Source organism: Paenibacillus sp. FSL P2-0322 (genome assembly GCF_037975315.1).
Lineage (GTDB): Bacteria > Bacillota > Bacilli > Paenibacillales > Paenibacillaceae > Paenibacillus > Paenibacillus polymyxa_B.
Window position 1 is genome coordinate 4,668,883 of sequence record NZ_CP150243.1, and the last position, 26,585, is coordinate 4,695,467.

Consider the following 26,585-nt stretch of genomic DNA (forward strand, 5'->3'; position numbering starts at 1 on the left):
ATCGTTTTTAAGCTGTAAGTTTGTGATCCGTTTTATGATTTTTATAAGTACGACTCATACGGAAGGTAATCAAAAGTACAATCACGATGATCCCTAGTAAAATCCAGAAAGCCGGAGTTACACTCCCCTTAAAAACAGCCTGATAAAATAGCCCTGCGAAAGATCCACCCAACAGCGGCCCTACAATGGGTACCCAGGCATATTTCCAATTGGATGCTCCCTTACCGGGAATCGGTAGTAAATAATGCATCAGACGCGGCCCAAAATCTCTCGCTGGATTGATGGCATAGCCCGTTGTGCCTCCAAAGGATAAACCGATACTGACAACCAAAAAACCCACAATCAGCGGTTTCAAGCCCCCTGTAAATGAATTGGCACCAAATGACTGCAGAGCAAGAACAAAGATGAAAGTACCTATCATTTCACTAAGCACGTTGGCAAACGGATGATCAATAGCCGGTCCTGTCGCAAATACACTGAGTTTGGTTGCTGTGTCCTCCGTCTCTTTCCAGTGAGGCCAATAATGCAAAACGACGATTATCGCACCCGCCATGGCCCCGAGAAGCTGAGCCACAATATAGCCGGGAACGTCCTGCCATGGAAAAATGCCCTGAAATGCCAACGCCAGTGTCACTGCCGGATTCAAATGCGCTCCGCTGATTTCACCCACTGCATACACCCCAATAGCAACCGCGAGCCCCCATCCCATTCCAATCACAATCCAGCCGGAAGCGTGAGCAAATGACTTTTTCAGAGACACCCCTGCGCACACTCCGCCACCTAGGGCAATAAGAATCATTGTCCCTATGAATTCGGCTGCGTATGGCGACATACAACCTACCTCCTCAATAGATCATCCGATTTCGATCGCTTTCATCGCGCAAAAAAAGAAAAGCCATCACAAACCAACCCTGTGCTGTACCATGGGTGTCTGCGTGGCTCTCTTGTCTCCGTCACGATTATTAACTTAAATTTGATACTATATAAGCATGTAAGCGATGTCAACTACGGATTTACGTCTTTTCATAGCTTAAAATAATCGTTGACCATGTTAGTTTCTCCGATTTATGATGTAAAAAAATGGTTTAATGTAAGGGTTTCAGGATGAATACGACACTCCCAAACTCGATGAAGAAGGGAAGAATGTTATGCTGAAATTTCTGCAAAAAATCGGCAAGTCGTTAATGCTTCCAGTAGCCACTCTACCCGCCGCAGGGATTTTACAAGGATTAGCACTGATTAATTATGAAACGGATATACCACTTGGTCCCGGAGTTGGCGGATTTCTGAATCATTATGTCACTCCTTTTCTGAACGAGGGGGCGGGGGCCATCTTCGGTAACCTTGCGCTCATTTTCTCCATCGGTGTTGCCATTGGTCTGGCAGGCGACGCAGTAGCCGCATTATCGGCAGTCATTGCCTATATGGTGCTGACCCGTATTTTGGCGGCAGTGCCGGGTATATTTGCATATATTCCAGACGACGTCAAGCTGGACATGGGCGTATTGGGTGGTATTTTTATCGGTGGATGGTCTGCTTTTCTGTTTAAAAAATATCACAATATTCAGCTCCCAGATTGGCTTGGCTTCTTCTCGGGCAAACGTTTTGTCCCCATGATCACCGCCTTTACGACCATGATTCTGGCCATTCTGCTCGGTATGATCTGGAGTCCGATACAAGATGGGATTGCAGTCTTCGGCAACTGGATTGTCGGCTTTGGCGGAATCGGATCAATGGTATTCATGATTGCCAATCGGCTGCTGATCCCGCTCGGTTTGCATCATGTGTTGAACTCGATCGCATGGTTTCAAATTGGTGACTACACCAATGCTGCCGGTGAGGTCGTTCATGGTGACCTGACGCGTTTTTTCGCAGGCGATACATCGGCGGGTATATTCATGTCCGGCTTCTTCCCCATTATGATGTTCGCTCTCCCAGCAGCAGCCCTCGCATTCATCCATACGGCCAAACCGGAAAAACGTAAAGCCGTCGCTTCCATTTTCATCGGTTCTGCGCTGGCATCGTTCCTGACCGGAATTACCGAGCCCCTCGAATTTTCGTTTATGTTCATTGCACCATTGCTTTACGGCGTTCATGCTCTGCTGACAGGCCTGAGCGGCCTGGTCGTATACCTATTGGATGTCAAACTCGGCTTTTCTTTTTCAGCAGGACTCATTGACTATCTGGTCAATATGAAACTCTCCACCCACCCATTACGAATGATCCCGGTTGGGCTTGTCTTTGCCCTCATCTATTACTTTCTGTTCCGATTTATCATTCTCAAATTCAACCTAAAAACTCCTGGGCGTGAAGATGATGTAGAAGACAGTCTCCTGTCTGAGGCTAACGAATCTGTACCCATTGGAAAGGCAAGCGCCACATCCGACACTCAGTCCAGTCAGGCAGGCAGAATACTAACCTATCTCGGCGGTTCAGACAATATTCAAAGCATTGATGCCTGCATCACACGGCTGCGTCTTGTCGTCAAAGACGACAAAGCGGTTAATGATCAAGCTCTCAAGCAGCTCGGAGCATCGGGAATCATCAGGCTTGGTAACGGTACCCTGCAGGTTATTTTCGGGACTCGGTCCGAAATTCTGAAAGATGAAATACAGCGATTGATGTAAGTAAGTTCAGGTTCACAAAAAGGGTATCTCTTCAATCATCGAGATACCCTTTGGGGTTGCCGTCAATACGCCAATAACTTAGATACGCCTAAATTATGATGTCATATATGCGTTGTTATCTGCATTATTTCTTTTAGGCATTTATCTTAGATCGGTGCTTTGCGCTCTTTTTTGTTTCAACAATAACCATTCACGACATACCTTTACCTTTATCTGCGCAAAGGCATAGACGATGCCGAAGGAGCATGCTACAGTCGTCAGATAAACCAAAAGCAGTGCCACAAATAAAGGAAGCTGACTTAGCAAATCACCGACCAAGCGCAGCACGATGACCAAAATAAATACGTTCGCTGTAAAGGCCCGGTACGCATAAGTAGATAACCATTTGTAATAGGGAAGTGAACGGGAATTTACGCTGATCAAATGTCTTGCCAGCATGTAAATCAGGAAAATCACTACCAAGCTGTACAAGGTCATGGATGGCTTCAGATAAATCAGATTTCCGAAGGACATATCCTCAAAACCAAAACCGAAAAATTCGTGATTTGTCCAAATGAGAATAAGAAGCATTACCGGAATGAGTATGAACTGAATCCGGCGAAGCACTCCGTCGAACTGTTTCTTATATACCCAAGCGATTCCACCTAGTAAAGCATAAATAAAATAACTAACGAAAAAGCGGTCAAGGTAACGCAGACTAATCGCATATGCTCCTTGGAATACGAAGGTATCGTACATCCATAGCCACGCTCCGAAGATCACGAAGCTCACAATAAGCAGCGGAATGACCCGCTTAGGCTTAGCCAAGTATTTGTAGCAGATGAAAATAAGGACTGGCATCAGCAATTGAAATTGCAACATCATCACCGTGTACCAAAACTGTGATGATGCATTACCGAGCACAAATGACTCGATGAGCGTCCGGAATGATGCAACGTGCTGATTAACCTGAATTTCCGGGAAGAAAATTAAGCCAGCCGCTGCCCACAGTAAATAAGGGATCACGAGCTCCCCGAATTTTTCCTTGTAAAAATGGGATACCTTCGTATGCTGATTATTTTTCACCATCCCATATACAATGGCAAAAATAAAGACTGGCGCAGTATACTTTACTATATTGAAAATGACGCCTAATAAGGCTAGGTTATCGTTAGTGTGTGCATACTTCAGAAACATCCCCAGAACGCTTTGCAAGATCGCTCCGCTGACGGCAAACACCTTTAAGATGTCGCTCTCATTAATATTAATATTCCGCTCTTCAGTGTTTTCCATAATACGCACTTCCCCTTTGACAGCTTTCCTGAAGCCAAATGGTCGTGCATTCCTCCCTTTTGCCGTTGATTATAGCTCCTTATTGCCAAGGATTACGAACGAGCTTGGGACCCGAAGAAGTTCGCAGCACCACAGTGCTGGCCCGTCTCTCAAGAATTTCGCGCAGGACGTAGGCACCGTCTCTTGTCTCCAATTGAATGTCAATTCGAACACCCAGATGCTCCAACTTGTGCACAAGTCTTTCAGCTACTGCATAATCAATAACCTCTGAACCATCTATAACAAGGTCAAGATCACTCGTTTCCTTCACAGTCGGGTATTGCGTTACTATTTCGAATCCTGCGCTCCCCGCTGGCCCCCAGCGCCAATCCGCCATCATTTCTGCTAACAAGTCCATCAACTGAAGGACAGGCTGCTGCCGTCTCTCTGTAGGCAAGGAGTTCCACATCTGACGTTTCACTATCGCATAGGGAGACACGAGCTGGGACACCCCCTTCGGGTCCAGGAATGCAGCTTCCCGTTGATTTCGCTCCTGTCCACGTACTCCGACGGGAATACAACCATCCGCCGACGGATCGGCTCGGCGAACGACCACAAAGGGGGTCCGCCTCAGCGAGGCGGTTACCCACTCCTTGTCTTCATATAAGGAGAGATATTTCAAATTGGACACTTCAATCAGATCATGTGGATGGATTACCATTGCTCCAAAAGCGCATCTCGAACGCCACGGGTTGCAGTCCGCCCGCCCGCCATAGCTTCCTTGGTCTGCAATCGGAAGCTAAGGTCGCGGGGCGCTCCTTTTGTACTCTCGATTGCCTCGGAAACGGTCTTTTCCACGATGGCTACATCACTACTCTGTGGATCGTCTGCATGGATACCGCTCAGCATCTGATATAATGCCCCCAGAGTACTGTAGCTACGAACATCGTAGGCCATAGCTGGAACTTTCTTGGTAGCTTCTTCAAGCTCGGCAATCGTCCGCTTGGTAATCCGAGCAGCAGAAGCCTTGGACATGGCCTGAATATTGACCTTGCTGTCATCCAGTGCGATCAAACGATTCGATTGCAGCCCATGCGCGAGGAAGCCCCCGGAAATCGCGTTACCGACAATCACACCGATAACTGGATGGCCTTCTAATCTAGCGGTTGCGTAAGCATCTGCACTTGCAGCCAGGGCAAGACTGATACCGACCATTTCTTCCTTATAGCCATAGGCTTGACTGGGTACATCAATGATGGCAATGATCGGACGTTTGGTTTCTTTTTTCTCATCTTGACGGATTGCGTCCCTGATGATTTGAGCCACCGTCCAGCCTTCAAGCATACCAACCTCACCGTTTCTGACACGCGGGAATCGGTTGGAGGCATTCGGAACAATGGCGATATATCTGCACAGTTGTCCGTTCTTATCCACGTCTGCCGCAAGCACTGAAGGAACATCGCTGATTGGGTGAGCAATGCCCGTCAAGCGGGAGAACCAGCGATAACCTCTACTATCCGACATGTCGGCCGCACCCTCTTTTGCCAGCGGGACAGGCTGCTGCACAGGCTGTATCTGCGTGTAAAATTCGCGATAGCGCTCAGGTGTCCAAGCTTCTGTAGGATCAAGAGTGTTTAACAGGGTCAGATAGAAATCGATTTGCTCTGTTTTAGCAGGCTTCGCCGGTGCCTTGAGCGCAGTATCAATCGCTTCGACAACTGCATCCGTCGTATCTTCCACCATTTCGTCAATCAATCCGGTTTGGAAGCGCTGGTTAGCTCCGATTGTGTTCCAAATCAAGGCTTTGTCGCTTGCATCGAACTCCATGACCCCTGCTTCCTGCTCAATGACCTCCGGCCCGTTCAGACCGAGGCGCGCTTTCTTCGTAGCAATCAGAGTGGTAAACAATTCTGCAGTAATGGACATTCCCCCAAATGCCCCTACGCGGCCCGGGATCAGTCCGATAACAGGAACGTATTTACGCAGGGCAACGATCTGGGTAGCAATCTCCGAAATCGACAACAATCCATAGTTCGCTTCCTGTAGCCGAACACCCCCTGTATCGAAGATCATGACGGGATATAGTTTGTTCCCTCTCTTATTCTCTTCCAGTGCCAGTTCGAGCGCTCCGGAAATTTTGGCCCCGCTGACTTCTCCAATCCCCCCTCCTTGAAAAGCGCCTTCCATCGAAATGATCAAGACCTTCTGTTTGTGTATTTCGCCAAGAGCCAGAATAATCCCGTCGTCGCTCTGAGGAACAATGCCTTGCGGCTCTAGGTGGGGGGATTGGATTTTGTCTAACGGCCCAAGTATCTCACGGAAAGTCCCTTCGTCCAGCAGCGCTTTAGCTCTCTCGCGTCCATTCAGCTCCACAAAACTATTCTGCATAATCCAGCACCTCCAGCACTTGCGTAAATCTAAGCATTACTACACCCGGAGTAGCTCCGAAGTCATGAACTGTAATATTGGCAGTAATCGGATAACGGTTAAAAAAACGGGTCAGAACATTCTCCCATACTTGTTCAAATCCTTCACTGCCTGTTAAAATGCTGACGTTGGTGGTCTGGCCTTTTACAGGCTCTACAATAATCTCCAAATCTCCCGAACCGACAACACCTATATGTGCCGGCTTACAGATGGGCTTCGTAGTCTGGTATTGAAACTGTAATTTTTCCATCCTTCAGAAACACCTCCAATTAAAGTATCAATCGATTAGAAATAATGTGGCAGCTAGCAGATCAGCACTACCTCCGGGTGAGAGTTGTCTAACATTACAATACTCGGACAAGCGGTAGAGCAGCTTTCTGCCCGACTGGGTTCTTAATCCATCTGCTGCAAGGAAGGCTACGGCCATACTCTGAATCGCCATCAGATCCGTCAACTGACCGCGGTGTAGGATGCAGGTATCATCCACACATGCCACCAAGGCCAATAAAGCTTCTAAGCGTGCTTCGACCTCTGTCTTCCCACAAGCCCTAGCGCGCAGCAAAGCAGGTAAAGCTTCGTCCCGGATGTGCGGAAAGCCTAGCTTCGCTTCTTCCTCTGCCCCCACTACCGCGTATTTCTTCTTAACCGTTCGTCCATTCGTCTGCTGCATCGGACGGTACCGGTCATGGAACGATGCAATTCTTCCTGCAATGCTCATAATCTGATGTGGGTCCCGCTCCCTTGGAAAGGCTGCCCGTGCACTTGTTAAAAGCCCAAGGGCCCAAATGGCACCCTTATGTGTATTGACACCGTTCGTTGCACTGAGCATCACCTTCTCGCCCTCCCGCCCGATTAGAGCGATCTGCTCACGCAAAGTCTGGTCCACCGGGTGAAGGTATGACACAATGGCTATTTCCCGAAACGTATCCTCCAATGCTCTTGCGGATGCAAGCATAAGATCGATGGACATATCAGTATGAGAGCCATTGTCTCTGGCATCGACAAGTCCAGGCTTGGGCGTAAGAAGAGCCTCTTCCATCAGTGCCTTTACAGCTTTGGCAGCCAGAGAAGCTGCGAAAGCTGAATGATTCATCGTGAGCATGGCTTTAAGACCAGCTCCGGAATTTAGCCGGTGGATCATACAATCCGTCTGACCAATCTACTAGATCGTTAATCGTCTGTGCTGCCAGCATCGAGCGCTTGGCTTGTCTGCGCATGATCCCAAGATCCTCCGGATAGGCCACGATCCCTCTGTCACGCAACAGGCTTGCATCGCTTTCATTACTTTCCATTCCTAAAGGTGTTACGCCTCCGATTGCCGCGAGAGCCTTCTTTCTCTCCTCTATGCTGTCCGTCTTGTAGAGGTATGCAATGCCTTCCTCGGTAAGGACGTGGGTGACATCATCCCCGTAGATCATGATTGGCGTAATGGCGAGACCAGATTCATCCTTCACCTTGATGGCATCTAGCGAATCTACAAATACTGGCTTTTTGTTGGCACCGTATGTTTCAACCATCTGCACGACCAATTTCCGGCCTTTGGAGAGTTCCGTCGGGCGCTCGATCATGTCAAGCCAGGCAGGAGTCGCATGTCGCCGCCCCCGAGGATCATGCCCCATATTCGGCGCTCCTCCAAAACCGGACAATCTGCCGGAAGTAACGGTAGACGAATTACCTGCACAGTCCATTTGTAGCGTTGATCCGATAAACATATCTACAGCGAACTGGCCTGCAACCTGACACATCGCGCGGTTGGAGCGCATAGATCCGTCCTTGCCGACGAAGAACACATCTGAACGAGCCGCAATGTATTTCTCCATACCGACCTCGCCTCCAAAGCTGTGAATGCTTTCGACCCAACCCGATTCAATCGCCGGAATCAAAGTTGGATGCGGATTCAGGGCCCAGTGCTTGGCAATCTTCCCTTTCAGGCCAAGCTGTTCACCATAGGTCGGCAGCAAAAGCTCAATCGCTGCAGTATTAAAGCCAATGCCGTGATTAAGCGACTGCACCTGATGTTTTCCATAAATACCCTTGATCGCCATCATGCCCATCAGGATTTGCAGTTCAGTAATATTCTGCGGATCACGGGTAAACAGTGCTTCCAGTGCGTACGGTTTTTCGGCCTGTACAATGACGTCGACCCAGGACGCTGGAATATCGGTTCGCGGTAGCTCATCCACGATTTCGTTAACCTGCACGATTACGATCCCATCCTTGAAAGCCGCCGCTTCCACGATCGTCGGAGTTTCTTCCGTATTGTTTCCGGTATACAGATTGCCCTCGCGATCTGATTTGTCTGCCGCTACCAGCACCACATCTGGAATAAGGTCAATGAAGAGACGTCCGAACAATTCCAAATACGTATGGATGTCACCGAGCTTAAGTATCCCGTCATCAATCATTTGCGCAACACGCAGGCTTTGAGAGCCACTGTAGGAGAAGTCCAGCTTCCCGGCGATGCCCTTCTCGAAAATATCCAAATGTTCGGGTCTTGAAATGCTGGACATAATCATATGCAAATCATGCACTTTGCCAGGATCGACTTCCAGCAGCTTCTGGGAAAGGAAAGACGCTTGCTTCTGGTTATCTCCTTCCAGGACGACCTTCGCGCCTGGATCAATTAGCGCCTCCATCAGGTCGACAATTCGGGAGGAGTCGATGTATTTTCCGTCGAGCCACTTTTCCACCTTTCCTAACTTTTCCTGCTTTTTATCACGTTTTTGTGACCAGGATCGCAGTACTTTATTCATTCTTCTTGCTCCTTCCATTTTCTAATCAGATACTGAGTCGCTTCCAGACCGATCTCGTCCACGGCCATTTGCCGGGTATCCTTGTGGGCTTGCTTGACAAGTCTGGAAAGAGTATGACCCGGCGGCATCTCGATGAAACAGTCAGCTCCCGATTCGACGCAGACAGCCGCCATATCCATCCACCGAACGGGATATGCTACGTTTAGTGCAAGGTCCTCCGCGATTTTTTCCTTGGCTTTCGTCTTTCTGCCCGTATGATTCACCAAATATGGTATTTGAGCGTCCCGCAAAGAAAAAGTGTGTATTTTCAGCAATAGCTTATTGGCTACCTCTGACATCAGCGGGGAGTGTGAAGGAATCGGAACCTTCAGAAGCGCCGTTTTAGCGGTCCCAAGCTCTTTCACATGCATAAATGCTTTATTTAACCCTACCAATGATCCGGATACGACGATTTGCTGCTCTGCGTTTATATTCGAGAGGTAGACTGGCGTCGCCTCACTATGGGAGAGAAGCACGGCTTGTTGAACCTCGGCCTGCGTAAGCCCAATAATCACACCCATTCCATAGCCTTCAGGAAAGGTTTCTTCCATCAACCGGGCACGGAGCCATACGATCCGAAGCGCATCCTCGAACGAGAGAACTCCCGCGATGACCGCCGCAGGAAATGCACCAATGGAATGCCCTGCCACGAATTGGGGCCGGATACCCTGCTCGATCAACCGGTAGGCTATTGCCGTCTCCTTAACGAAGAGTGCCATCTGAATCCAGACCGTTGAGCCCATAGCCTCCTCATCATCACGCAGTTCAGTTCCGATGATACTTGTTGCCTTTTTCACATACTCGGGTACATCTTGGAGCATTCCAGGAACCTGTGACCCCTGGCCGGGAAATGTAAAAACGATGTTCAGAATCTCACCACCTTTAGCGGATTCATTTTCTTTACATTGTTAATTGTAAGAAGTGAGTAAATACCTGTAAAATATATATATTCACATATGATCGATAACCTAGTGGTTATAAAGGAGATTTTTCACTATGGATTATTTGCAGCTTAAGTATTTTCAAGTGACCTCGAAGTATGAGCATGTCACACGTGCCGCGAACGAGTTGTTTATCTCACAGCCTGCCTTAAGTAAAATGATTAGAAACCTGGAGACGGAATTGGGTGTGCAGCTATTTGACCGCGAAGGAAAACATATCGTGCTGAATGAATATGGCAAGAAGTTCCTGAAAAGAGTGAACCAGTCGCTATCAGCGCTAGAGCAAGGCGTATCCGAAGTCAAAGAAATGAAGAACGAAAAGGTAGAGGTCATCACGTTATACGTCGCTGTCGGCTCTATGCTATTGCCCAACCTTGTCGGCAAGTTTCGCGATCTCTATCCTCAAATTAGATTCAACCTGACCCAGCACCCTGCGAAGATGAAGAAAGGACCGGCGTACGATTTTGCGATTACGTCCGAAGAGTTGGCGGACAACGAGCATGCGATCCTGCTGGAGGAGGAAATTTTGCTTGGCGTACCAAAATCTCACCCTCTGAGCGTTCAGGACACCGTATTCCTGAAAGATCTAGAGCATGAGAAGTTTATCAGCCTTACACCTGGTAATTCGCTTAGGAAAACAACGGACCTCTTTTTTACTCACATCCCTTTTGAACCCAACATCGTCTTTGAAAGTGATGATCCGGCAACGGTAAGAGGGTTGATTCAAACAGGACTTGGCATCTCCTTTATTCCTTCTATCCTGTGGAGGAACGTCGTAACCGAAGACATTAAGCTGCTTCAAATCAGGGAGCCTCGATGTATGCGAACAATCTATCTGTCCTTTCCTACTGGGGAACTGCACACCGATATAGAGAAATCGTTCTTCGAATTCATCATTAGATTTTTCCAAGATATTGCTCAGCATTGACGATTTAGATACCTTTTGACATAATATCTGCCTTATTGTTTTATCATTCTTCGGATTAGTAAGATCAATATCTTTAGAGTATTTAATTTCTATACATGCTTTGTTTCAATTTTTTTGTTTTTGGTTAAGTCAATGCACATAAATGGGTAACAGCTTCATATGATGGAGCTAAACCATTTACAACTTGTTTAGCAGGCAGATTATCTCAGACAGCAAGGAGGGAAATGATGTGAAAACAGTACAATGGCTGGTATTATGTCTTGCTTTTCTCACGATGTTCAGTGCTTGTAGTGGACCCTCGTTCTCTGAAAGTCAATCATCTGAAACTAATTTGTCCAACGGAAAAAAGATAACGCTTACATTGTGGTACTGGAACCGTTCCATTGACGATGAACTACTCGCCCAGGCGGAAAAACAATTTCCCAACATTGAATTAAAAACTCAAAAAATAGGCGGTGACTTCAAAGCCAAACTGAAGACAACGCTCGCAGCTCGTTCCGGTGAACCAGACATCGTAGCTCTGAACGATTGGATGGTGGAGCTGTTCCCCAGTGCGGATCGTTTTTATGACTTAAGGGAACTCGGAGCAGACCGCTTAAAGGATCAATATTTGGAATGGAAATGGAATCAGGGGATCACTCCTGATGGTAAAATGATTGCATTTCCCATGGATACAGGACCTACCGCCCTCTTCTACCGAAGTGATCTGTTTGAACAAGCAGGCTTGCCTAGTGATCCTGAAAAGGTTAGTGCCTCCATTCGCACATGGGATGATTACATGGCGGCCGGAGAACAACTTCGCCAGAAATTCGGAAGCCGTTCATTTTTGGCTGACAATATTGTAAACGTTTACAATCAGGTACTCGCTCAGCATACAAACCTTTACTTCAAGCCAGATGGCAGCTATATCGGCAATCAATCTCCTGACATCCGTCTGGGCTGGAAAACCGCTGTCGATTTCCACAAGAAGCATCTGCTCGCCAATGCGGATGGCTGGACTCCCGAATGGAACGCTTCAGTCAATAACGGCAAAATCGCCTCTTTTGTAGGGGCTATCTGGATGAAGCAAGTTCTCACAGAGGCCGCGCCGGATACAGCGGGTAAATGGAGAGTCGCCCGTGCTCCTGGAGGAGACGGCAACCTGGGTGGTTCTTTCATTTCTATCCTCAAATCCAGCAAACATCCCAAAGAAGCCTTTGAAGTGCTGACCTGGCTGCAAAACCCGGAACACCAGCTGGAAGCCTACCACAAAATCGGACTGTTCCCGTCCACTCCCGGCGTCTATAACGATCCTATCATGGGGACACCCGAGCCTTTCTTTGGTGGTCAGGCCACCGGACTCATCTTTGCCACCTCCGCACGTAATGTGAAAAGCAGCTATTTCGGCGAGCGCTATCCTGTCATCCACGGCATTGTGACCCGTCGTCTTGCTAATGTCGCCAAGCAGGATGCCAATTCCGATGCATTATGGACGGAAACCATGGATCGAATCGAACGGGAATTACAGCGGTAAAAACAAAATCCAAAAAAGGCGTGTGGACAATATGCTGAGAGAAATCTGGAAGCACCGTGCCGTTTATGCTGCGATCTCGCCGTTTTATCTACTGTTTAGCATCTTTGGACTGTTTCCGATTGGGTTTTCATTATATCTAGCGTTTCACAAATGGGACGGGATCGGAGACATGACCTACAACGGCTGGGGCAACTTTCGCTACCTTGTGACAGACAATGAATTTTGGCAGGCTGTAGGCAATACGTTTGTGATTTGGGTGTACGCCACGATTCCAATGCTATTCTTCGCACTGATTATTGCCTTTCTGCTTTATGCCCCTTTTGTGAAAATGCGCACCTTATGGCGAGTTGGATTCTTCCTGCCCAATGTGACGTCTATTGTGGCTGTTGCCATCATATTTGGTGCCTTATTTGCCAACAATTTTGGATTTCTCAACTACCTTCTGCAACTCTTGGGACTACCCATGGTTCAATGGTTGAATGTGCCATGGGGTATCCAAATTGCCATTTCTTCTATGGTCGTATGGAGATGGATGGGCTATAACGCAATCATCTATTTGGCCGGACTCCAGAGTATTCCGCATGTGCTGTATGAGGCCGCCAAAATAGACGGGGCAACCGGAGCGCAAGCTTTTTTCCGCATCACTATCCCCATGCTACGCCCATTCATTCTGTTTACGGTGATTACGTCCACCATCGGCGGTATGCAGCTCTTCACCGAGCCACAGGTCCTTGTCGGTAATGACGGCGGTTCCGGGGCAAGTGGCATGACCATCGTTTTATACCTGTATCGCGAGTCGTTCATTAACAACTATTTTGGATATGGTGCAGCCGTCGGATGGGGCATGTTCCTCATCATTGCTCTATTCTCCATCATAAACTGGAAACTCGTTCAAGGTAAAAAATAACGATGGGAAGGAGCTTCACAACATGATGCAGACACGCGCAAAATCCTTTGTTTTATATGCCGGATTGTTGGTGGGAATCATTCTGTCGATGTTTCCATTTTACTGGCTGATCGTCATGGCAACCCGTACAACCTCAGACATCTATCGTTTTCCACCACAATTGTGGTTTGGCAGCCACTTCTTGGATAACATAACGAGAGTATTACAACAGATTAATTTTGCCGGAGCCTTTTTTAATACCCTTTTTGTAGCCGGTTCTGTTACCCTATTGGTTCTGTTTTTCGATTCACTAGCAGGTTTTGCATTCGCCAAGTTTGATTTTCCGGGCAAAAAAGTGCTATTTATCGTTCTGCTAGCTACGATGATGGTCCCTTCACAACTTTCGCTTGTCCCCTCCTTTGTCATGATGGCCTCCTTTGGATGGGTAGGTACGTTCAAAGCGCTTATCATCCCGGGGATGGTAAATGCCTTCGGCATTTTCTGGATTCGTCAATATGCGGAAGAATCCATTCCAAAGGAACTGCTGGATGCGGGCCGGATGGACGGATGCAGCTTTTTTCGACTGTACTTGAATGTAGCACTGCCTATTCTACGTCCTGCGTTCGCTTTTCTCGGCGCATTTACCTTTATAGGAGCCTGGAATGATTATTTATGGCCGCTAATCGTCTTAACGGATGAACGTAAATTCACGCTCCAGATTGCACTGTCACAATTGAACGGGATTTACAATACGGATTATGCGATGGTCATTGCGGGCACCCTGCTGGCTGTACTGCCACTTATTATTTTATTTCTTTTCATTAGCCGCCAGTTTATTTCCGATCTTGCCGCCGGAGCTGTCAAAGATTAGATTTACTTGAATTCCCTTATTCATTTCATGTATAATAGCTAATCGTCATTTCAAATAGCTTACATGATGAAGTTAGGTATCCAACAGGCAATCAGGTTAAGCGATTTACGATTTGAACATGAACTATGAACTATGAACTGAGGGAAACTTACCAGATGAACAAATTCACATATTATAACCCCACCAAATTAATTTTTGGAGACAATCAAATTGAAGAACTCCAGCAGGAACTGCTGAATTACGGCAAAAACATTTTGCTGGTATATGGAGGCGGAAGTGTCAAACGAAATGGTCTATATGACCAGGTATTAAACGCGTTAGAACCGCTACATCTGAACATTCATGAATTGTCCGGCGTAGAACCGAATCCGCGCTTGTCCACCGTTAAGAAGGGTATCGACATTTGCCGAAATGAAAAAATCGACTTCTTACTTGCTGTAGGCGGTGGAAGCGTTATTGATTGCACCAAAGCCATCGCAGCAGGGGCTGAATATGACGGCGATGTGTGGGATATTATCAACAAAAAGCACATGCCGACCGAGGCTCTGCCATTCGGCACCATCCTCACACTCGCCGCCACCGGTTCAGAAATGAATCCGGATTCTGTTATCACCAACTGGGAAACGAACGAAAAATACGTATGGGGCAGCGCGGTAACGCATCCGAAATTCTCGATTCTGGACCCAAAAAACACCTTCTCTGTGCCACGTGATCAGACGGTATATGGCATGGTGGATATGATGAGCCATGTGTTTGAACAATATTTTCACAATGTTAAAAATACACCGTTGCAAGATCGTATGTGCTTTTCCGTGTTGCAAACCGTGATCGAAACTGCACCTAAGCTGCTGGAGGATTTGCACAACTACGAGCATCGTGAAACGATTTTATATGCCGGAACGATTGCCCTTAACGGAACACTACAAATGGGCTACTTCGGGGACTGGGCTTCGCATACGATTGAACATGCATTATCCGCTGTATATGATATTCCTCATGCTGGCGGTCTGGCGATCCTGTTCCCCAACTGGATGAGACATACGGTGGATCAGGATGCTGCACGCATGAAGCGGCTGATGCTCAGCATGTTTGATTTAGATACCACTGGTAAAACGGATAAGGAAATTGCTTTGGAGGGGATTGATCGCCTGAGTGCATTCTGGACAAGTCTCGGTGCCCCTTCCACCCTGGCCGATTACAATATTAATGATGAGCAATTGGAAAAAGTCGCAAACATTGCAGCCCGTGAAATGGAATACGGAGGCTTCGGTAATTATAAAAAGCTGAACCAAGAAGATATTTCAGCTATTTTGCACGCATCGTTATAACATTCAAAAGGGAGTGTCCTCAAGCCTGTGATGACTGAGGGCACTCCCTTTTGGAATTTATGAATTAACCGTTTGTCCTTTTTCTTCTACTTGGATAGCTGCCCCTACACTGGCACCTGCAAGAATGCCCTTTTTCTTACTAGAATTCAGAGAATCCATATAGGTTCGGGTTTCTGCGACTACAATTCCTGATAAGCCGAGCAGGGCAATCAGGTTCGGGAAAGCCATCATTGCGTTAAAGATATCTGCCAGCAGCCAAATCGCATCCAGTTTAATGAACGCGCCCCCGGCAACCAGTAGGATGAACAGATAGCGGTATGGCTTAATCCACTTGACCCCAAGCAAATATTCAACACAGCGTTCCCCGTAATAGTTCCAGCCGAGCATGGTGGTGAACGCAAACATAATCAGAATGATTGTGAGCAGTTCTGCCCCCAGCGGGAATGCGCTGGAAAATGCTTGCTGAGTCATCAGGCCCGCATCGGTAGGCCCGCTCCACACACCACTAACCAGTAGCGTCAACCCGGTCATCACACAAATAACCATCGTATCAATAAACACGCCTGTCATGGAAATTAGCCCTTGCTCCGCAGGCCATTTGGTTTTGGCAGCTGCGGCTGCAATCGGTGCGCTTCCCAATCCGGCCTCATTGGCAAAAATACCTCTGGCTACCCCACTTCGCATCGCCAGCATAATCGTAGCTCCGGCAAATCCGCCCGTTGCAGATGTAGTTGAAAATGCCGAATGGAGCACCAGCGCAATTGCGGCAGGTAGTTGGTCAGCAAACCGAATCAGTACGATGAGACAGATCAGTACGTACAAGCCTGTTTTAAAAGGAACGACCTTCGTCGATACCTTGGCAATGCTTTTGAGTCCTCCAATAGTAACAAGTCCTGTAAGGATAGCAATAATCAGTGCCGTTACAATGGGCGGAACGCCAAAACTGTTTTCGGTCGAAGATACAATCGCTTTGACCTGCGGAAACGTTCCAATCCCGAACAACGCTACCAGCATGCCCGAAAAAGCAAACAGCATCGCCAGCGGTTTAAAACGGCGTCCCAGACCTTTCTCAATATAATACATCGGGCCGCCGGAAAATTGCCCATTCCGATCCTTCACCCGGTATTTTACCGCAAGTACACCTTCCGCATATTTCGTCGCCATCCCAAAAAAGGCTGCAACGACCATCCAGAACAAGGCACCCGGCCCGCCCAGCTTAATGGCTGTCGCTACGCCGACAATACTTCCTGTGCCAACTGTAGCCGCCAACGCTGTACTCAAAGCCGCAAAACTACTTACATCCCCGCTGCCTTCATTCGGGGCCTTACCGATCAGCTTGATCGCCAGGGGCAGGCGGAATACCTGCAGCATCTTCAAACGTATGGTCAGCCACAACCCCGTTCCCATGACAAGAATGATGAGAGGCGCCCCCCATATCCAACTGCTAATCGCTTCTAACACATGTACCAAATTCATTTCAACCCGCTCCTCCAGCATATTAGAAAACAAAAAAGAGTCAAATCCGCTGATTCGACTCCTGGAGAGGTTAAAGGCACGAAAAAATACAACCATCTTGCGCAGGTTTCTGCCTCTAATAGCTTATAAAAAAGCCTAGGGCATTCCCTGTCACAGGTTATTCGCGTCTCTGTCCTTTTGCCTGAGAGTTTAAGCAGATGTTCTCTGCGGTGCACCTTCGGCGCCCAATTAAGGGTCTCTCCAGAGTTCTGTCCGTTTACGGTCCCCGCTTGTTGCTGTAATCAGCCTAAGCACCTGAGAGTTTTGCCCCTTCGGTCGGAACTTTCGTTCCATCTCCCGCAAACATCAACCAGACATATGAAATTTTTATTTATTATACAGAAAACTTTCAGCTTATTACAAGTGAAAAGTTTGTGAAGCCCTCTGAAACATTATTATTATGTCTATCAAAAAAAGCGGGTACAGCAGATTGCATCCTTAGGATGTCCTCTGCTATACCCGCCCGAGAAAATTTGGAATTACAATTCTTCACCATTGGTTGCTATCACATTTTTATACCAGTTAAATGAGTCCTTTTTGGAGCGTTTGAGCGTTCCGTTACCGTCATCATCCAGATCAACGTAAATAAATCCGTAGCGCTTGGACATTTCGGAAGTAGACATGCTCACAAGGTCGATAGGACCCCAGCTGGTGTAACCAATCAGATCAACACCGTCGGCAATCGCTTCCTTCATTTGGGCAATATGCTGACGCAAGTAATCAATGCGATACGTATCATGCACAGAGCCGTCTTCTTCCACCTTATCATACGCACCCAAACCATTTTCCACGATGAACAGCGGCTTTTGGTAGCGGTCATAAAACGTGTTCAGCGTAACACGCAGGCCGATCGGATCGATCTGCCATCCCCAGTCAGAGGACTGTAAATATGGATTTTTCACGCCGCCAATCAGGTTTCCTGCTGCTTTTTCGCCTTCTGGACCTGCAGATACGGTCAAGGTCATGTAGTAGCTGAATGAGATATAATCGACCGTGTTATTTTTTAAAATTTCGGCATCGCCTGGTTCTGTGTGTATAACAACATTATTTTCTTCAAAATAACGATTCATGTAGTTGGAATATTCCCCACGGGCATGCACATCCGTAAAGAACAGGTTCATCTGATTTTCATGCTGGGCTTTCAGTATATCCTCTGGATTACACGTATGTGGGTAGCTTTCCAAACGAGCCAGCATACAGCCGATTTGAGAGCCCGGGATGATCTCATGTCCTCGTTTTGTCGCCAGTGCACTAGCTACAAATTGATGATGCAGTGCTTGATATATCGCTTGCTGCTTGTTTTCTACGCGGTCAATGACCACCCCGCCACCGGTAAACGGACTCATGGTCATTACATTGATTTCATTAAAGGTCAGCCAGTATTTTACTTTATCCTTATAACGCGTGAACACAGTTTCGGCATAATTTACGTAGTGCTGTATAACTTCACGACCCAGCCAGCCATTATACTTCTGAGTCAAACCCAGCGGTGTCTCATAATGTGACAATGTTACCAGCGGTTCAATACCATATTTGCGCAGCTCATCAAATACATTGTCGTAGAATTGCAGTCCCGCTTCATTCGGCTCGGCATCATAGCCATTCGGGAAAATCCGCGACCAGTTGATGGACATACGAAATACCTTAAAGCCCATTTCCGCGAACAATGCAATATCTTCTTTGTAGTGGTGGAAGAAGTCCACACCTTCACGTTTTGGAAAACGGGCATTGACTTTGCCTGCCAAAATGTCTTCGAGTCGCTCGGACGAAATCTCCATAGCATGATCGTTCTTGCGCTCTGCTTTGGGTACATAGGCAACCATGTCGGCACTGGACAATCCTTTTCCATCTACGTCAAAAGCACCTTCCAATTGGTTGGCTGCGGTTGCACCACCCCACAGGAAATTTTCGGGAAATCCTTTTAATGTCTTAGTCATAGTATAAAAACCTCTTTCCGTATTTAAGATTTTTACTTTGGTCTAGTAAATAATACCCCTTTGGTGCAGGGAGTAGCACTTCGACAACTTTGCCGCCGGACAGTAACCGTTCTCCTTTGAAAAGCATTGACAGTTGCTTTAAAATAGACGTAATGCCTTCATAAGCATCCTAATCGTTGTAACGCGTTTCATGTCAAGTATTTTTTTCTTATGTGAGGAGAAGCACCATGTCGAATCTTGATCAAATTGCAAAACTGGCGGGCTTTTCCAAAGCTACGGTATCCAGAGTATTAAATCAGTCCCCCCATGTCAGTCACGAAACAAGAACTAAGATTTTGAAAATCATGCAGGAATTGGACTATGTTCCTAATCGGAATGCCATTTCTCTATCCAAGGGTCAGACGCTTCAGATCGGTATCATTACTTCAACTATTAATGAAATTGTTCTCGCTTTTCTGGACAGCTTTGTGGAAGTAGCCGGCCAGTATGAATTCCAAACCATTATTTATACTTCGGGAGAAGACAAAAAGAAAGAGCTTCAAGCCTTTGAGGATTTAAAAAGAAAAAGAGTCGATGCGCTGGTCATCATTTCCTGCGTGAATGACACTGATTTTTTGAGTACCTATTGCAAATATGGCCCGATCGTTTCGTGGCAACGAATGGAGCATACCGATATTCGCTCCGTCGCTATGGATCAGTATGAAGGATATATGTTAGCGCTAAAACATTTGATACAAAAAGGCTATACTCGTATAGCCAACGCTTTTGGTCGTCCGAGCAGCATCAATACCCATAGCAGACAACGAGCCTACGAACAGATCATGAGTGAGCACAATCTGCCAGTGTTGCAACACTGGAATCACTCTTCTATTTATAATATCCGTGATGGCGAACAGGTCGTACGGGATTTGTTACAGCGTCGGGAAGAATTCCCAGAGGCTATTTTATGTGCTAACGATTATGTAGCAGTGGGCATTCTCTGCGAAGCACGCAGACAACGGCTGAACGTACCGGAAGATCTGGCGATTGTCGGATTCGATAACACGGAGCTGGCGCATACGATGGGGATTACAACGATTCAAAATCCCATCATGGCTCAAGCACAAAATGCTTTTTTCATGCTTTCCCCTCAGCTGATTGGACGCCAAATGGAGCTTCATTCGCTAGAGTACTGCCTCATTGAACGTACGACCACGTAAGGTAACGATTTACTTGCAAATTAGGCAAAAGGGCCTTGATATGAAATATTTTTTGTCGAATCAGAATAAAATATGTTGAAATCGCTTTTTTTTGTGCTACAATAGCACTATATCGAAGGATTGTGACCGGTGATGCGGGCAATGCCTGAGTTCAATTGAGTGCTATTGCTAACAATAGTGTTGAATTGTGCTTAGGCATTTTTTATTGGTAAAGGATGGGAGGGGGAACTTCAATGATTATTGAGAAGGTGCTCAATAACAACGTCCTATTGACTAAAAACGATAAAGGCAAAGAGGTCATCGTGATGGGAAGAGGTATTTCCTTCAAAAAGGTGGCTGGCGATCAAGTCGATGATGATAAAATAGATAAGATTTTCATGTTAAATGAAAACGAGTTCACGGCTAAACTAACTGAACTGCTGAACGATATTCCAGTGTCTCATCTGGAGGTCGTGAATGAAATCGTAACCCATGCAACGGAAGTGCTGGATACGGAGTTAAGCGATAATATTTATTTAACATTGACCGACCATATTCATTTTGCCATACAACGGCAAGAAAAAGGACTGGCACTCCAAAACGCGATGCTGTATGAAATTAAACGCTTTTACAAAAAAGAATTTGCAGTTGGACTGGATGCTCTCCAAAAAATTGAAAATACGCTCGGAGTAAAATTGGGCGAAGATGAAGCGGGATTTATTGCATTGCATATGGTGAATGCACGGATCGACGGTAACGAAATGAAATCTACACTGAAAATGACCGAGATTGTCCAACATATATTGAACATTATTACGTATCATTACGGAATTGTGCTGGATGAGTCTTCTTTTAGCTATTCGAGATTTTTGACACATTTGCAATATTTTGCGATGCGAGTGATTCGCAAAGAAGTCATTCACAGTGGTGAAGAATTTTTGTACAACCAGGTGAAGCAGACGTATACCGAAGCTTTTGCTTGTGCCCAAAAGATCAATGAGTATCTGGAAAAAACATACGATCAATATTTAAGCAAGGATGAATACGTATATCTAACTATCCATATTCATCGGGTTACTGAGCGTAATAACATATAAGATTAACAACTTCATATCCTCATCGTTCATGGATTGTGACTGGTAAGGCAGGCAAAACCTAAACTGATGGTGAAATCGACGTTCCTCTATAGGAGAGTGCGTAGTTTTCACCACGAGTTTAGGTTTTTCTTGTTTACAAGTTTAAAAAGGTGCACGCCGGCGCATCTTAGCAACAGATGTAAACAGTAAATCCTATCAGTAGCAAGAATAACCCATAAGGAGTTCTGAACATGAGTGATAAAGAACTATCTAAAAAAATAGTGACCCTCGTTGGTGGCGAAGAGAATGTCAATTCGGTATTCCATTGCGCTACACGCTTGAGATTTAAATTAAATGATCGTACAAAAGCAGACAAAGCCGCACTGGAAGCAACCCCTGGTGTCATTACAGTAGTGGAAAGCAGCGGCCAGTTTCAAGTGGTCATCGGTAACAATGTAGGTCAAGTGTTTGAGCATATGATGGCAGAAACGAATTTGCAGGATGCAGATAATCCCAATGCCAAAAAGGAAGAATCTTCTGAAAAAACGAATTTTCTTGGCAAAGCGGTCGATATCATTTCCAGCATTTTTTCTCCCATTCTTGGTGCTCTTGCCGGGGCAGGTTTGCTTAAAGGGCTACTGGCGTTAATTTTATCTTTTCAATGGATTAATGATAAAAGCGGTACGTACCTGATCCTAAGTGCAGCTTCCGACAGTGTTTTCTATTTTCTACCTGTGTTTTTGGCTATTACATCGTCCCGTAAATTTAAGACAAACACCTTTGTATCGGTGGCAATCGCTGGAGCTCTGGTCTATCCAGCAGTTATAACGGCGGTAAGCAACCCAGAAAGATTGGCGTTTTTAGGTATTCCGATCATTCTGATTAATTACAGTTCCAGTGTCATTCCAATTATTCTCGCGGTCTGGGTTCAGTCCTATGTGGAGCGCTGGTTCAATTCCTTTATCCATCAATCGGTTAAAAACATTATCGTGCCGATGCTTTCGCTCCTGGTCGTTATTCCGTTAACATTTCTGGCCTTTGGTCCAGTAGGTAACCTGATCAGTCAGGGCTTGGCAAACGGTTTTACATGGGTATACAATTTAAGCCCACTAATTGCCGGGGCTGTTGCCGGGGCATTCTGGCAAGTGTTTGTTATTTTCGGCGTACACTGGGGCTTCGTTCCAGTCATGCTGTCGAATATTGCAACATTGGGCTATGACACGATGCTTCCGATGCTTACAGCAGCCGTACTTTCTCAGGCTGGTGCAACATTGGGGGTATTCCTGAAATCCCGGAACACTCAGATGAAGGCTTTGGCAGGTTCCTCTACGCTGGCCGCTATTTTTGGGATTACAGAACCAACAATTTATGGAATAACTTTGAAATTGAAAAAGCCGTTCATTTATGCTTGTATTTCCGGAGCAATCGGCGGGGCGATTATCGCTTCTGGCGGAGCGCACGCACAATCCTTTGCATTACCGGGTCTACTGGCGTTGCCGACTTATTTCGGACCTGGATTCTTGTGGGTAGTCATCGGTTTGCTTGTTGCCTTTGTACTTGCAGTTGTATTGGTTATGATTTTGGGCTTTGATGATCCAAAAGAAGAAACTGCAAAAACAGAAGCTGCACCCGTAAAGAAAGAAGTGGCAATCGAGAAAGAAATTCTCGTAAGCCCACTGCAAGGTAAAGTATTGCCTTTGGATCAATCTTCTGATGTTGCTTTTGCTTCAGGTGCTATGGGGAAAGGAATCCTAATTGATCCTACAGAGGGTGTGCTGACATCTCCTGTCAATGGAACGATTACGACAGTATTCCCGACCGGACATGCCATCGGTATTACTTCCAATGACGGAGCAGAAATTCTGATTCACGTGGGTGTTAATACAGTGAAGCTGAAAGGACAATTCTTTGACAAGCGCGTCAAGGAAGGCGATATAGTTAAGCAAGGACAACTGTTGCTTGAATTTGATATCGAGCAAATTAAGGCGGCAGGCTATACTACGGCTACGCCGATTATCGTAACAAATTCCGCTCAATACCTGGATGTGTTGAACACAATGGAAACTGAAGTGAAGCGTGAGGATTACTTGTTGACTGTTGTGGTCTAACGTTTAACTTTCAGACTAGAGCATTTTGCATAAATCCCAGGAGCGTTTTCAAATCAGCAGTATATAGATCGAAACGCTTTAGTTCGTCTATATACTGTACTTACAAGCGTTGGGAATCGAATTATGCAAAATGCTGATTAAAGAAGCTTTCCCCATGGAAAGCTTCTTTTTTTATACATAATGAGACAAGTGTTACAGCGAAAAATGGAAATATCATTTATTGTAAGTGTAAGAATGTAAAAAAAAGGAGGATTTCTGTGAAAAAAGGATATATCGCCGGGTTAAGTGTCATTGTGTTGCTTATCATTGGTATCGCTATTTCAGCTGTAGTTAAATTTCAAGACCTAGAGCAGGTTGTTCTACAAAAAGACAAAGAAATCCAAGCGAGCAAAAGCAATTACCCAGAAATATATGACCACTTGAATGCGGTTACATTTGATGGTTTTAAGAGTTTGATTCAACAGGATCAAAGTGTATTTGTCTATGTCGGCAGACCGAGTTGTGGCGACTGCAATCGGTTTGAGCCTAACTTTAACAAGATGATCGAACAGTATAATCTAGGCTCTAAAATTACTTTTTTGAACGTTCACAAAATCCATAAGGACAAGCCCCAATGGAATAAATTCAAAGAGGATTACAACGTTAAATACACCCCCACCATTGCAGAATTCAGAAACGGCAAGCTGGTTGATAAAATAGAATGGACGCCTAAAAGAGATCTCAGTACAGACGCTGTAAAAGAGTGGCTGACCTCCAAGAAACTTATTTTATAAGTCTCTTTTCTATCCATTTCATTACGCACACAAAGAACTGTTTATGCAAAAAAAGGTATTCATTCGTGTAGCGCATGAATACCTTTTTTAGGAATGTACAGGTCATCTAAGCTCTAATAAAAAATAGTTCCTACTACTCTTCACTGCCTTCTGATAAACCTCGTTCGTATCTATCAGTCCCTATATTGTAGACACTTCATAGAGTATGATCGTCAATCGAATCAGGAAATTCATATCGGATAATATCCGTTTCGGATACGATATGTCCGATTTGTGACTCAATGAATTCTAAATCTCCCTCTACTGCCCCTATAAAATGCTTTGTACCGGGTTCTATGACGATGACCTCACCAGGGCTGACTGTCTGTGTCACGCCATTGATAGAGACACTCCCGGTTCCAGAAACTATAGTCCAAACTTCTTTACGAAACTGATGCTCATGATAGCTGATAAATCTCCCATTTGAAATGACCACGCGTTTGGTCACTGTCTGCAATCCACTTGCCGCCTGTTGATGGGATAATACGGTTTGCTTTCCCCAGAAGCGCTCCTCAAAACGCGGGCCGATTTCAATTTCTGCCACCATATCCTTAATTCCTGTTGACGACTGTCGATCCGTAACCAGCACGCCATCTGGACCAGCAACGACAATAATGTCTGGAACATTCCAGATGCTAACCGGAATCTCCAGTTCATTGATGATATGCGAGTCATGTGAAGCTTCTGAAATATATCCCGGGCCACTCAGCTTCGAACTTACTTCCCGTACCAAAGAATCCCATGTGCCCAAGTCTCTCCATTCTCCATGATATGGGAGCACAGAGAGCTTATGAGTATGCTCTACTACCGCAATATCGAAGCTAGTTTTAGGCAAGTCTGCGTAATTTGTCGAAAGAGATTCATAGTCGGCTGGTATACCCATTTGCTTCAGAATATCCAACAAAAAGCCTAGTCTAAAAGCAAACACCCCGCAATTCCATAAGGCCCCTTCACGGATCAACGCTTCTGAACGGATCAGATCCGGCTTTTCTACAAATGAACTAACCCTATAATATGGCTGGTCAAGTGAAGGAGAGGCTGAAGGCACAATATATCCGTATTTATCTGAGGGCTCCGTTGGGGCAGCCCCCATTAATGCGATATGGCTTCCTGATTGCTCTAATATCGAAGGAAGCCTACGCAGATGCTCGAAAAATTCATCCCCCGCATACCCGTCCACAGGCATGACCCCTACGATCTCATCGCGTGATGCGCCTGCAACGTCATGCAAGTAGGCCGTAGCCAGAGAAATGGCCGGGAAGGTATCCCGTTGAGTCGGCTCCTCAATCACTATAGCATCTCCGCCAATTTGCCCCCGAATCAGCTCGGCCTGAGTTCCACTCGTTGAAAAATAGGCCTCATCTGCCAAATTCGCCTCATCTAATTGCCTCCATATTCGTTGCAGCATGCTTTCTGGACGTTCATCATGACGTAAAATAGAAAGAAACTGCTTGGGGCGGTTCACATTGGATAAGGGCCATAGACGTTTACCCGAACCTCCAGATAATAAAATCATTCGCAAAGATGCAACCTTCTTCCTCTAAATTAATATTTTTCTTTCATTATAGGACTGTTCGATTTTCGCATTTCTGCCGAATACATAAGTATGTATTATCGTGGAAAATACATACTTATGCAATGTAATTGTATCTTTATCCGTACAGGAGATGTCAGTCATGCCCATAAAAATACTCATCATTGAAGATCAAAAAAGTTTGGCAGATATGATTGCTCTTCATCTGCAGGAGGAAGGCTATCATACCGAGCTTATTTATGACTCTAAACTTGCAATTCCTACACTTATGCGTTTTAAGCCCGATATTATTGTGACCGCTCTAATGTTTTCCGGTAAAGTCGAATGTGCGCTGATCAGCCAAATCCGTCAATTTACTACGGTCCCTATGCTGGTCATCTCTAATAACACCCTGCTGAATATAAGAATAAAGGCTCTGGACGACGGAGCAGATGACTTCTTATGCAAACCATTCAGCCTGATAGAGTTAAATGCGCGCATCAAAGCCCTGCTGCGCCGCTGCGGCCCCAACATGCCCATTGAATCGCAAACGGTAACTCAAAAGCTTAAAAAGGTAAGGGTTTGGGTGAATGATTACCGTCATAGCCTGTTAGTCGATGACCAAGAAATAGAAGTCACTCAAATTGAATTTTCCATTATAAAAGAGATGTCCTGCAATCCAGGTAAAGTCTTTACCCGCAGCGAGCTGATGGATCGGATCAAAGGTGGAGATGGCGCTTATCTGGATCGTACCATCGACGTACATATTTCCAGCCTTCGCAAAAAAATAGAACGTGACCCTAAAAATCCTCAGCATATCCGTACCGTCTGGGGCAGAGGCTACAAATATGAGATGTAGCCGTATCATGGCTACCCATTTCC

The 26,585-nt window shown here is 46.0% G+C and carries 22 protein-coding genes and 1 riboswitch; of the genes, 11 read left to right on the forward strand and 11 right to left on the reverse strand.

Features of this window, described 5'->3' with window-relative positions; translation table 11 throughout:
• Nucleotides 1-7: 7 nt before the first annotated feature.
• The gene (locus tag MKY24_RS20590; protein ID WP_028541560.1) at nucleotides 8-832 is read right to left on the reverse strand and encodes an MIP/aquaporin family protein; all 825 of its coding nucleotides are present in this window, start codon (nucleotides 830-832) and stop codon (nucleotides 8-10) included.
• A gap of 316 nt (nucleotides 833-1,148) precedes the next feature.
• Between MKY24_RS20590 and MKY24_RS20595 the strand changes: the two genes are divergently transcribed.
• Nucleotides 1,149-2,627, forward strand: coding sequence for a PTS transporter subunit EIIC (locus tag MKY24_RS20595; protein WP_339200759.1), 1,479 nt, complete (start codon nucleotides 1,149-1,151; stop codon nucleotides 2,625-2,627).
• Nucleotides 2,628-2,768: 141 nt separating this feature from the next.
• On the opposite strand, the gene MKY24_RS20600 is transcribed toward MKY24_RS20595, so the two are convergent.
• From MKY24_RS20600 to MKY24_RS20630, 7 genes are all read right to left on the reverse strand, one after another.
• Nucleotides 2,769-3,899, reverse strand: coding sequence for an acyltransferase (locus tag MKY24_RS20600; RefSeq protein WP_023989986.1), 1,131 nt, complete (start codon nucleotides 3,897-3,899; stop codon nucleotides 2,769-2,771).
• Nucleotides 3,900-3,978: 79 nt separating this feature from the next.
• A complete protein-coding gene (locus MKY24_RS20605) occupies nucleotides 3,979-4,599 on the reverse strand; it encodes a malonate decarboxylase holo-ACP synthase (RefSeq protein WP_028541558.1) in 621 nt (206 codons plus the stop codon).
• A complete protein-coding gene (gene mdcD, locus MKY24_RS20610; protein WP_068941704.1) occupies nucleotides 4,593-6,266 on the reverse strand; it encodes a biotin-independent malonate decarboxylase subunit beta in 1,674 nt (557 codons plus the stop codon). Before mdcD ends, MKY24_RS20605 begins: the two co-directional genes overlap by 7 nt.
• Complete coding sequence (locus tag MKY24_RS20615) at nucleotides 6,256-6,555, reverse strand: malonate decarboxylase subunit delta (RefSeq protein WP_023989989.1); 300 nt, start codon at nucleotides 6,553-6,555, stop codon at nucleotides 6,256-6,258. Before MKY24_RS20615 ends, mdcD begins: the two co-directional genes overlap by 11 nt.
• A gap of 27 nt (nucleotides 6,556-6,582) precedes the next feature.
• Entirely contained in the window at nucleotides 6,583-7,407 is an 825-nt protein-coding gene (locus tag MKY24_RS20620; protein ID WP_339202373.1) for a triphosphoribosyl-dephospho-CoA synthase, read from the reverse strand.
• Nucleotides 7,408-7,411: 4 nt separating this feature from the next.
• Nucleotides 7,412-9,058 carry a malonate decarboxylase subunit alpha gene (gene mdcA, locus MKY24_RS20625; RefSeq protein WP_023989991.1) on the reverse strand — a complete coding sequence of 549 codons (1,647 nt, stop codon included), beginning with the start codon at nucleotides 9,056-9,058 and terminating at the stop codon, nucleotides 7,412-7,414.
• Complete coding sequence (locus MKY24_RS20630; RefSeq protein WP_231517184.1) at nucleotides 9,055-9,894, reverse strand: acyltransferase domain-containing protein; 840 nt, start codon at nucleotides 9,892-9,894, stop codon at nucleotides 9,055-9,057. Before MKY24_RS20630 ends, mdcA begins: the two co-directional genes overlap by 4 nt.
• 199 nt (nucleotides 9,895-10,093) lie before the next feature.
• On the opposite strand from MKY24_RS20630, the gene MKY24_RS20635 reads away from it, so the two are divergent.
• From MKY24_RS20635 to MKY24_RS20655, 5 genes are all read left to right on the forward strand, one after another.
• On the forward strand, nucleotides 10,094-10,966 hold the full coding sequence (locus MKY24_RS20635) for a LysR family transcriptional regulator (RefSeq protein ID WP_028541556.1): 873 nt from the start codon (nucleotides 10,094-10,096) through the stop codon (nucleotides 10,964-10,966).
• Between the two features lie 229 nt (nucleotides 10,967-11,195).
• Nucleotides 11,196-12,479 (forward strand): extracellular solute-binding protein, encoded by a 1,284-nt coding sequence (locus MKY24_RS20640; RefSeq protein ID WP_023989994.1) that lies wholly within the window; start codon nucleotides 11,196-11,198, stop codon nucleotides 12,477-12,479.
• A gap of 31 nt (nucleotides 12,480-12,510) precedes the next feature.
• Nucleotides 12,511-13,386: a sugar ABC transporter permease gene (locus tag MKY24_RS20645; protein ID WP_339202374.1), complete on the forward strand. Its 876-nt coding sequence runs from the start codon at nucleotides 12,511-12,513 to the stop codon at nucleotides 13,384-13,386.
• A 22-nt stretch (nucleotides 13,387-13,408) separates the two neighbouring features.
• Complete coding sequence (locus MKY24_RS20650) at nucleotides 13,409-14,236, forward strand: carbohydrate ABC transporter permease (RefSeq protein WP_023989996.1); 828 nt, start codon at nucleotides 13,409-13,411, stop codon at nucleotides 14,234-14,236.
• Nucleotides 14,237-14,391: 155 nt separating this feature from the next.
• The gene (locus MKY24_RS20655; protein WP_068941706.1) at nucleotides 14,392-15,564 is read left to right on the forward strand and encodes an iron-containing alcohol dehydrogenase; all 1,173 of its coding nucleotides are present in this window, start codon (nucleotides 14,392-14,394) and stop codon (nucleotides 15,562-15,564) included.
• A gap of 57 nt (nucleotides 15,565-15,621) precedes the next feature.
• Here the strand turns inward: MKY24_RS20655 and MKY24_RS20660 are convergent, their stop codons facing one another.
• Together MKY24_RS20660 and MKY24_RS20665 are read right to left on the reverse strand one after the other, a co-directional pair.
• Nucleotides 15,622-17,040 (reverse strand): sodium:alanine symporter family protein, encoded by a 1,419-nt coding sequence (locus tag MKY24_RS20660; protein WP_023989998.1) that lies wholly within the window; start codon nucleotides 17,038-17,040, stop codon nucleotides 15,622-15,624.
• Nucleotides 17,041-17,199: 159 nt separating this feature from the next.
• Nucleotides 17,200-17,294: riboswitch (glycine riboswitch) on the reverse strand.
• A gap of 264 nt (nucleotides 17,295-17,558) precedes the next feature.
• Nucleotides 17,559-19,016 (reverse strand): glycoside hydrolase family 1 protein, encoded by a 1,458-nt coding sequence (locus MKY24_RS20665; protein WP_339200762.1) that lies wholly within the window; start codon nucleotides 19,014-19,016, stop codon nucleotides 17,559-17,561.
• Between the two features lie 227 nt (nucleotides 19,017-19,243).
• Here MKY24_RS20665 and MKY24_RS20670 point away from each other — a divergent pair, with 227 nt between their 5' ends.
• The 4 genes from MKY24_RS20670 (at nucleotide 19,244) to MKY24_RS20685 (ending at nucleotide 24,151) form a co-directional block, all read left to right on the forward strand.
• Nucleotides 19,244-20,215 carry a LacI family DNA-binding transcriptional regulator gene (locus MKY24_RS20670; protein WP_023990000.1) on the forward strand — a complete coding sequence of 324 codons (972 nt, stop codon included), beginning with the start codon at nucleotides 19,244-19,246 and terminating at the stop codon, nucleotides 20,213-20,215.
• A gap of 233 nt (nucleotides 20,216-20,448) precedes the next feature.
• Nucleotides 20,449-21,291: a PRD domain-containing protein gene (locus MKY24_RS20675; protein ID WP_023990001.1), complete on the forward strand. Its 843-nt coding sequence runs from the start codon at nucleotides 20,449-20,451 to the stop codon at nucleotides 21,289-21,291.
• A gap of 230 nt (nucleotides 21,292-21,521) precedes the next feature.
• Nucleotides 21,522-23,378, forward strand: coding sequence for a beta-glucoside-specific PTS transporter subunit IIABC (locus MKY24_RS20680; RefSeq protein ID WP_075154656.1), 1,857 nt, complete (start codon nucleotides 21,522-21,524; stop codon nucleotides 23,376-23,378).
• Nucleotides 23,379-23,635: 257 nt separating this feature from the next.
• Complete coding sequence (locus tag MKY24_RS20685; protein ID WP_023990003.1) at nucleotides 23,636-24,151, forward strand: thioredoxin family protein; 516 nt, start codon at nucleotides 23,636-23,638, stop codon at nucleotides 24,149-24,151.
• A 196-nt stretch (nucleotides 24,152-24,347) separates the two neighbouring features.
• Here the strand turns inward: MKY24_RS20685 and MKY24_RS20690 are convergent, their stop codons facing one another.
• Complete coding sequence (locus MKY24_RS20690; protein WP_339200765.1) at nucleotides 24,348-25,706, reverse strand: sugar phosphate nucleotidyltransferase; 1,359 nt, start codon at nucleotides 25,704-25,706, stop codon at nucleotides 24,348-24,350.
• Nucleotides 25,707-25,866: 160 nt separating this feature from the next.
• On the opposite strand from MKY24_RS20690, the gene MKY24_RS20695 reads away from it, so the two are divergent.
• The gene (locus MKY24_RS20695) at nucleotides 25,867-26,562 is read left to right on the forward strand and encodes a response regulator transcription factor (RefSeq protein WP_023990005.1); all 696 of its coding nucleotides are present in this window, start codon (nucleotides 25,867-25,869) and stop codon (nucleotides 26,560-26,562) included.
• The last annotated feature ends 23 nt before the right edge of the window (nucleotides 26,563-26,585 follow it).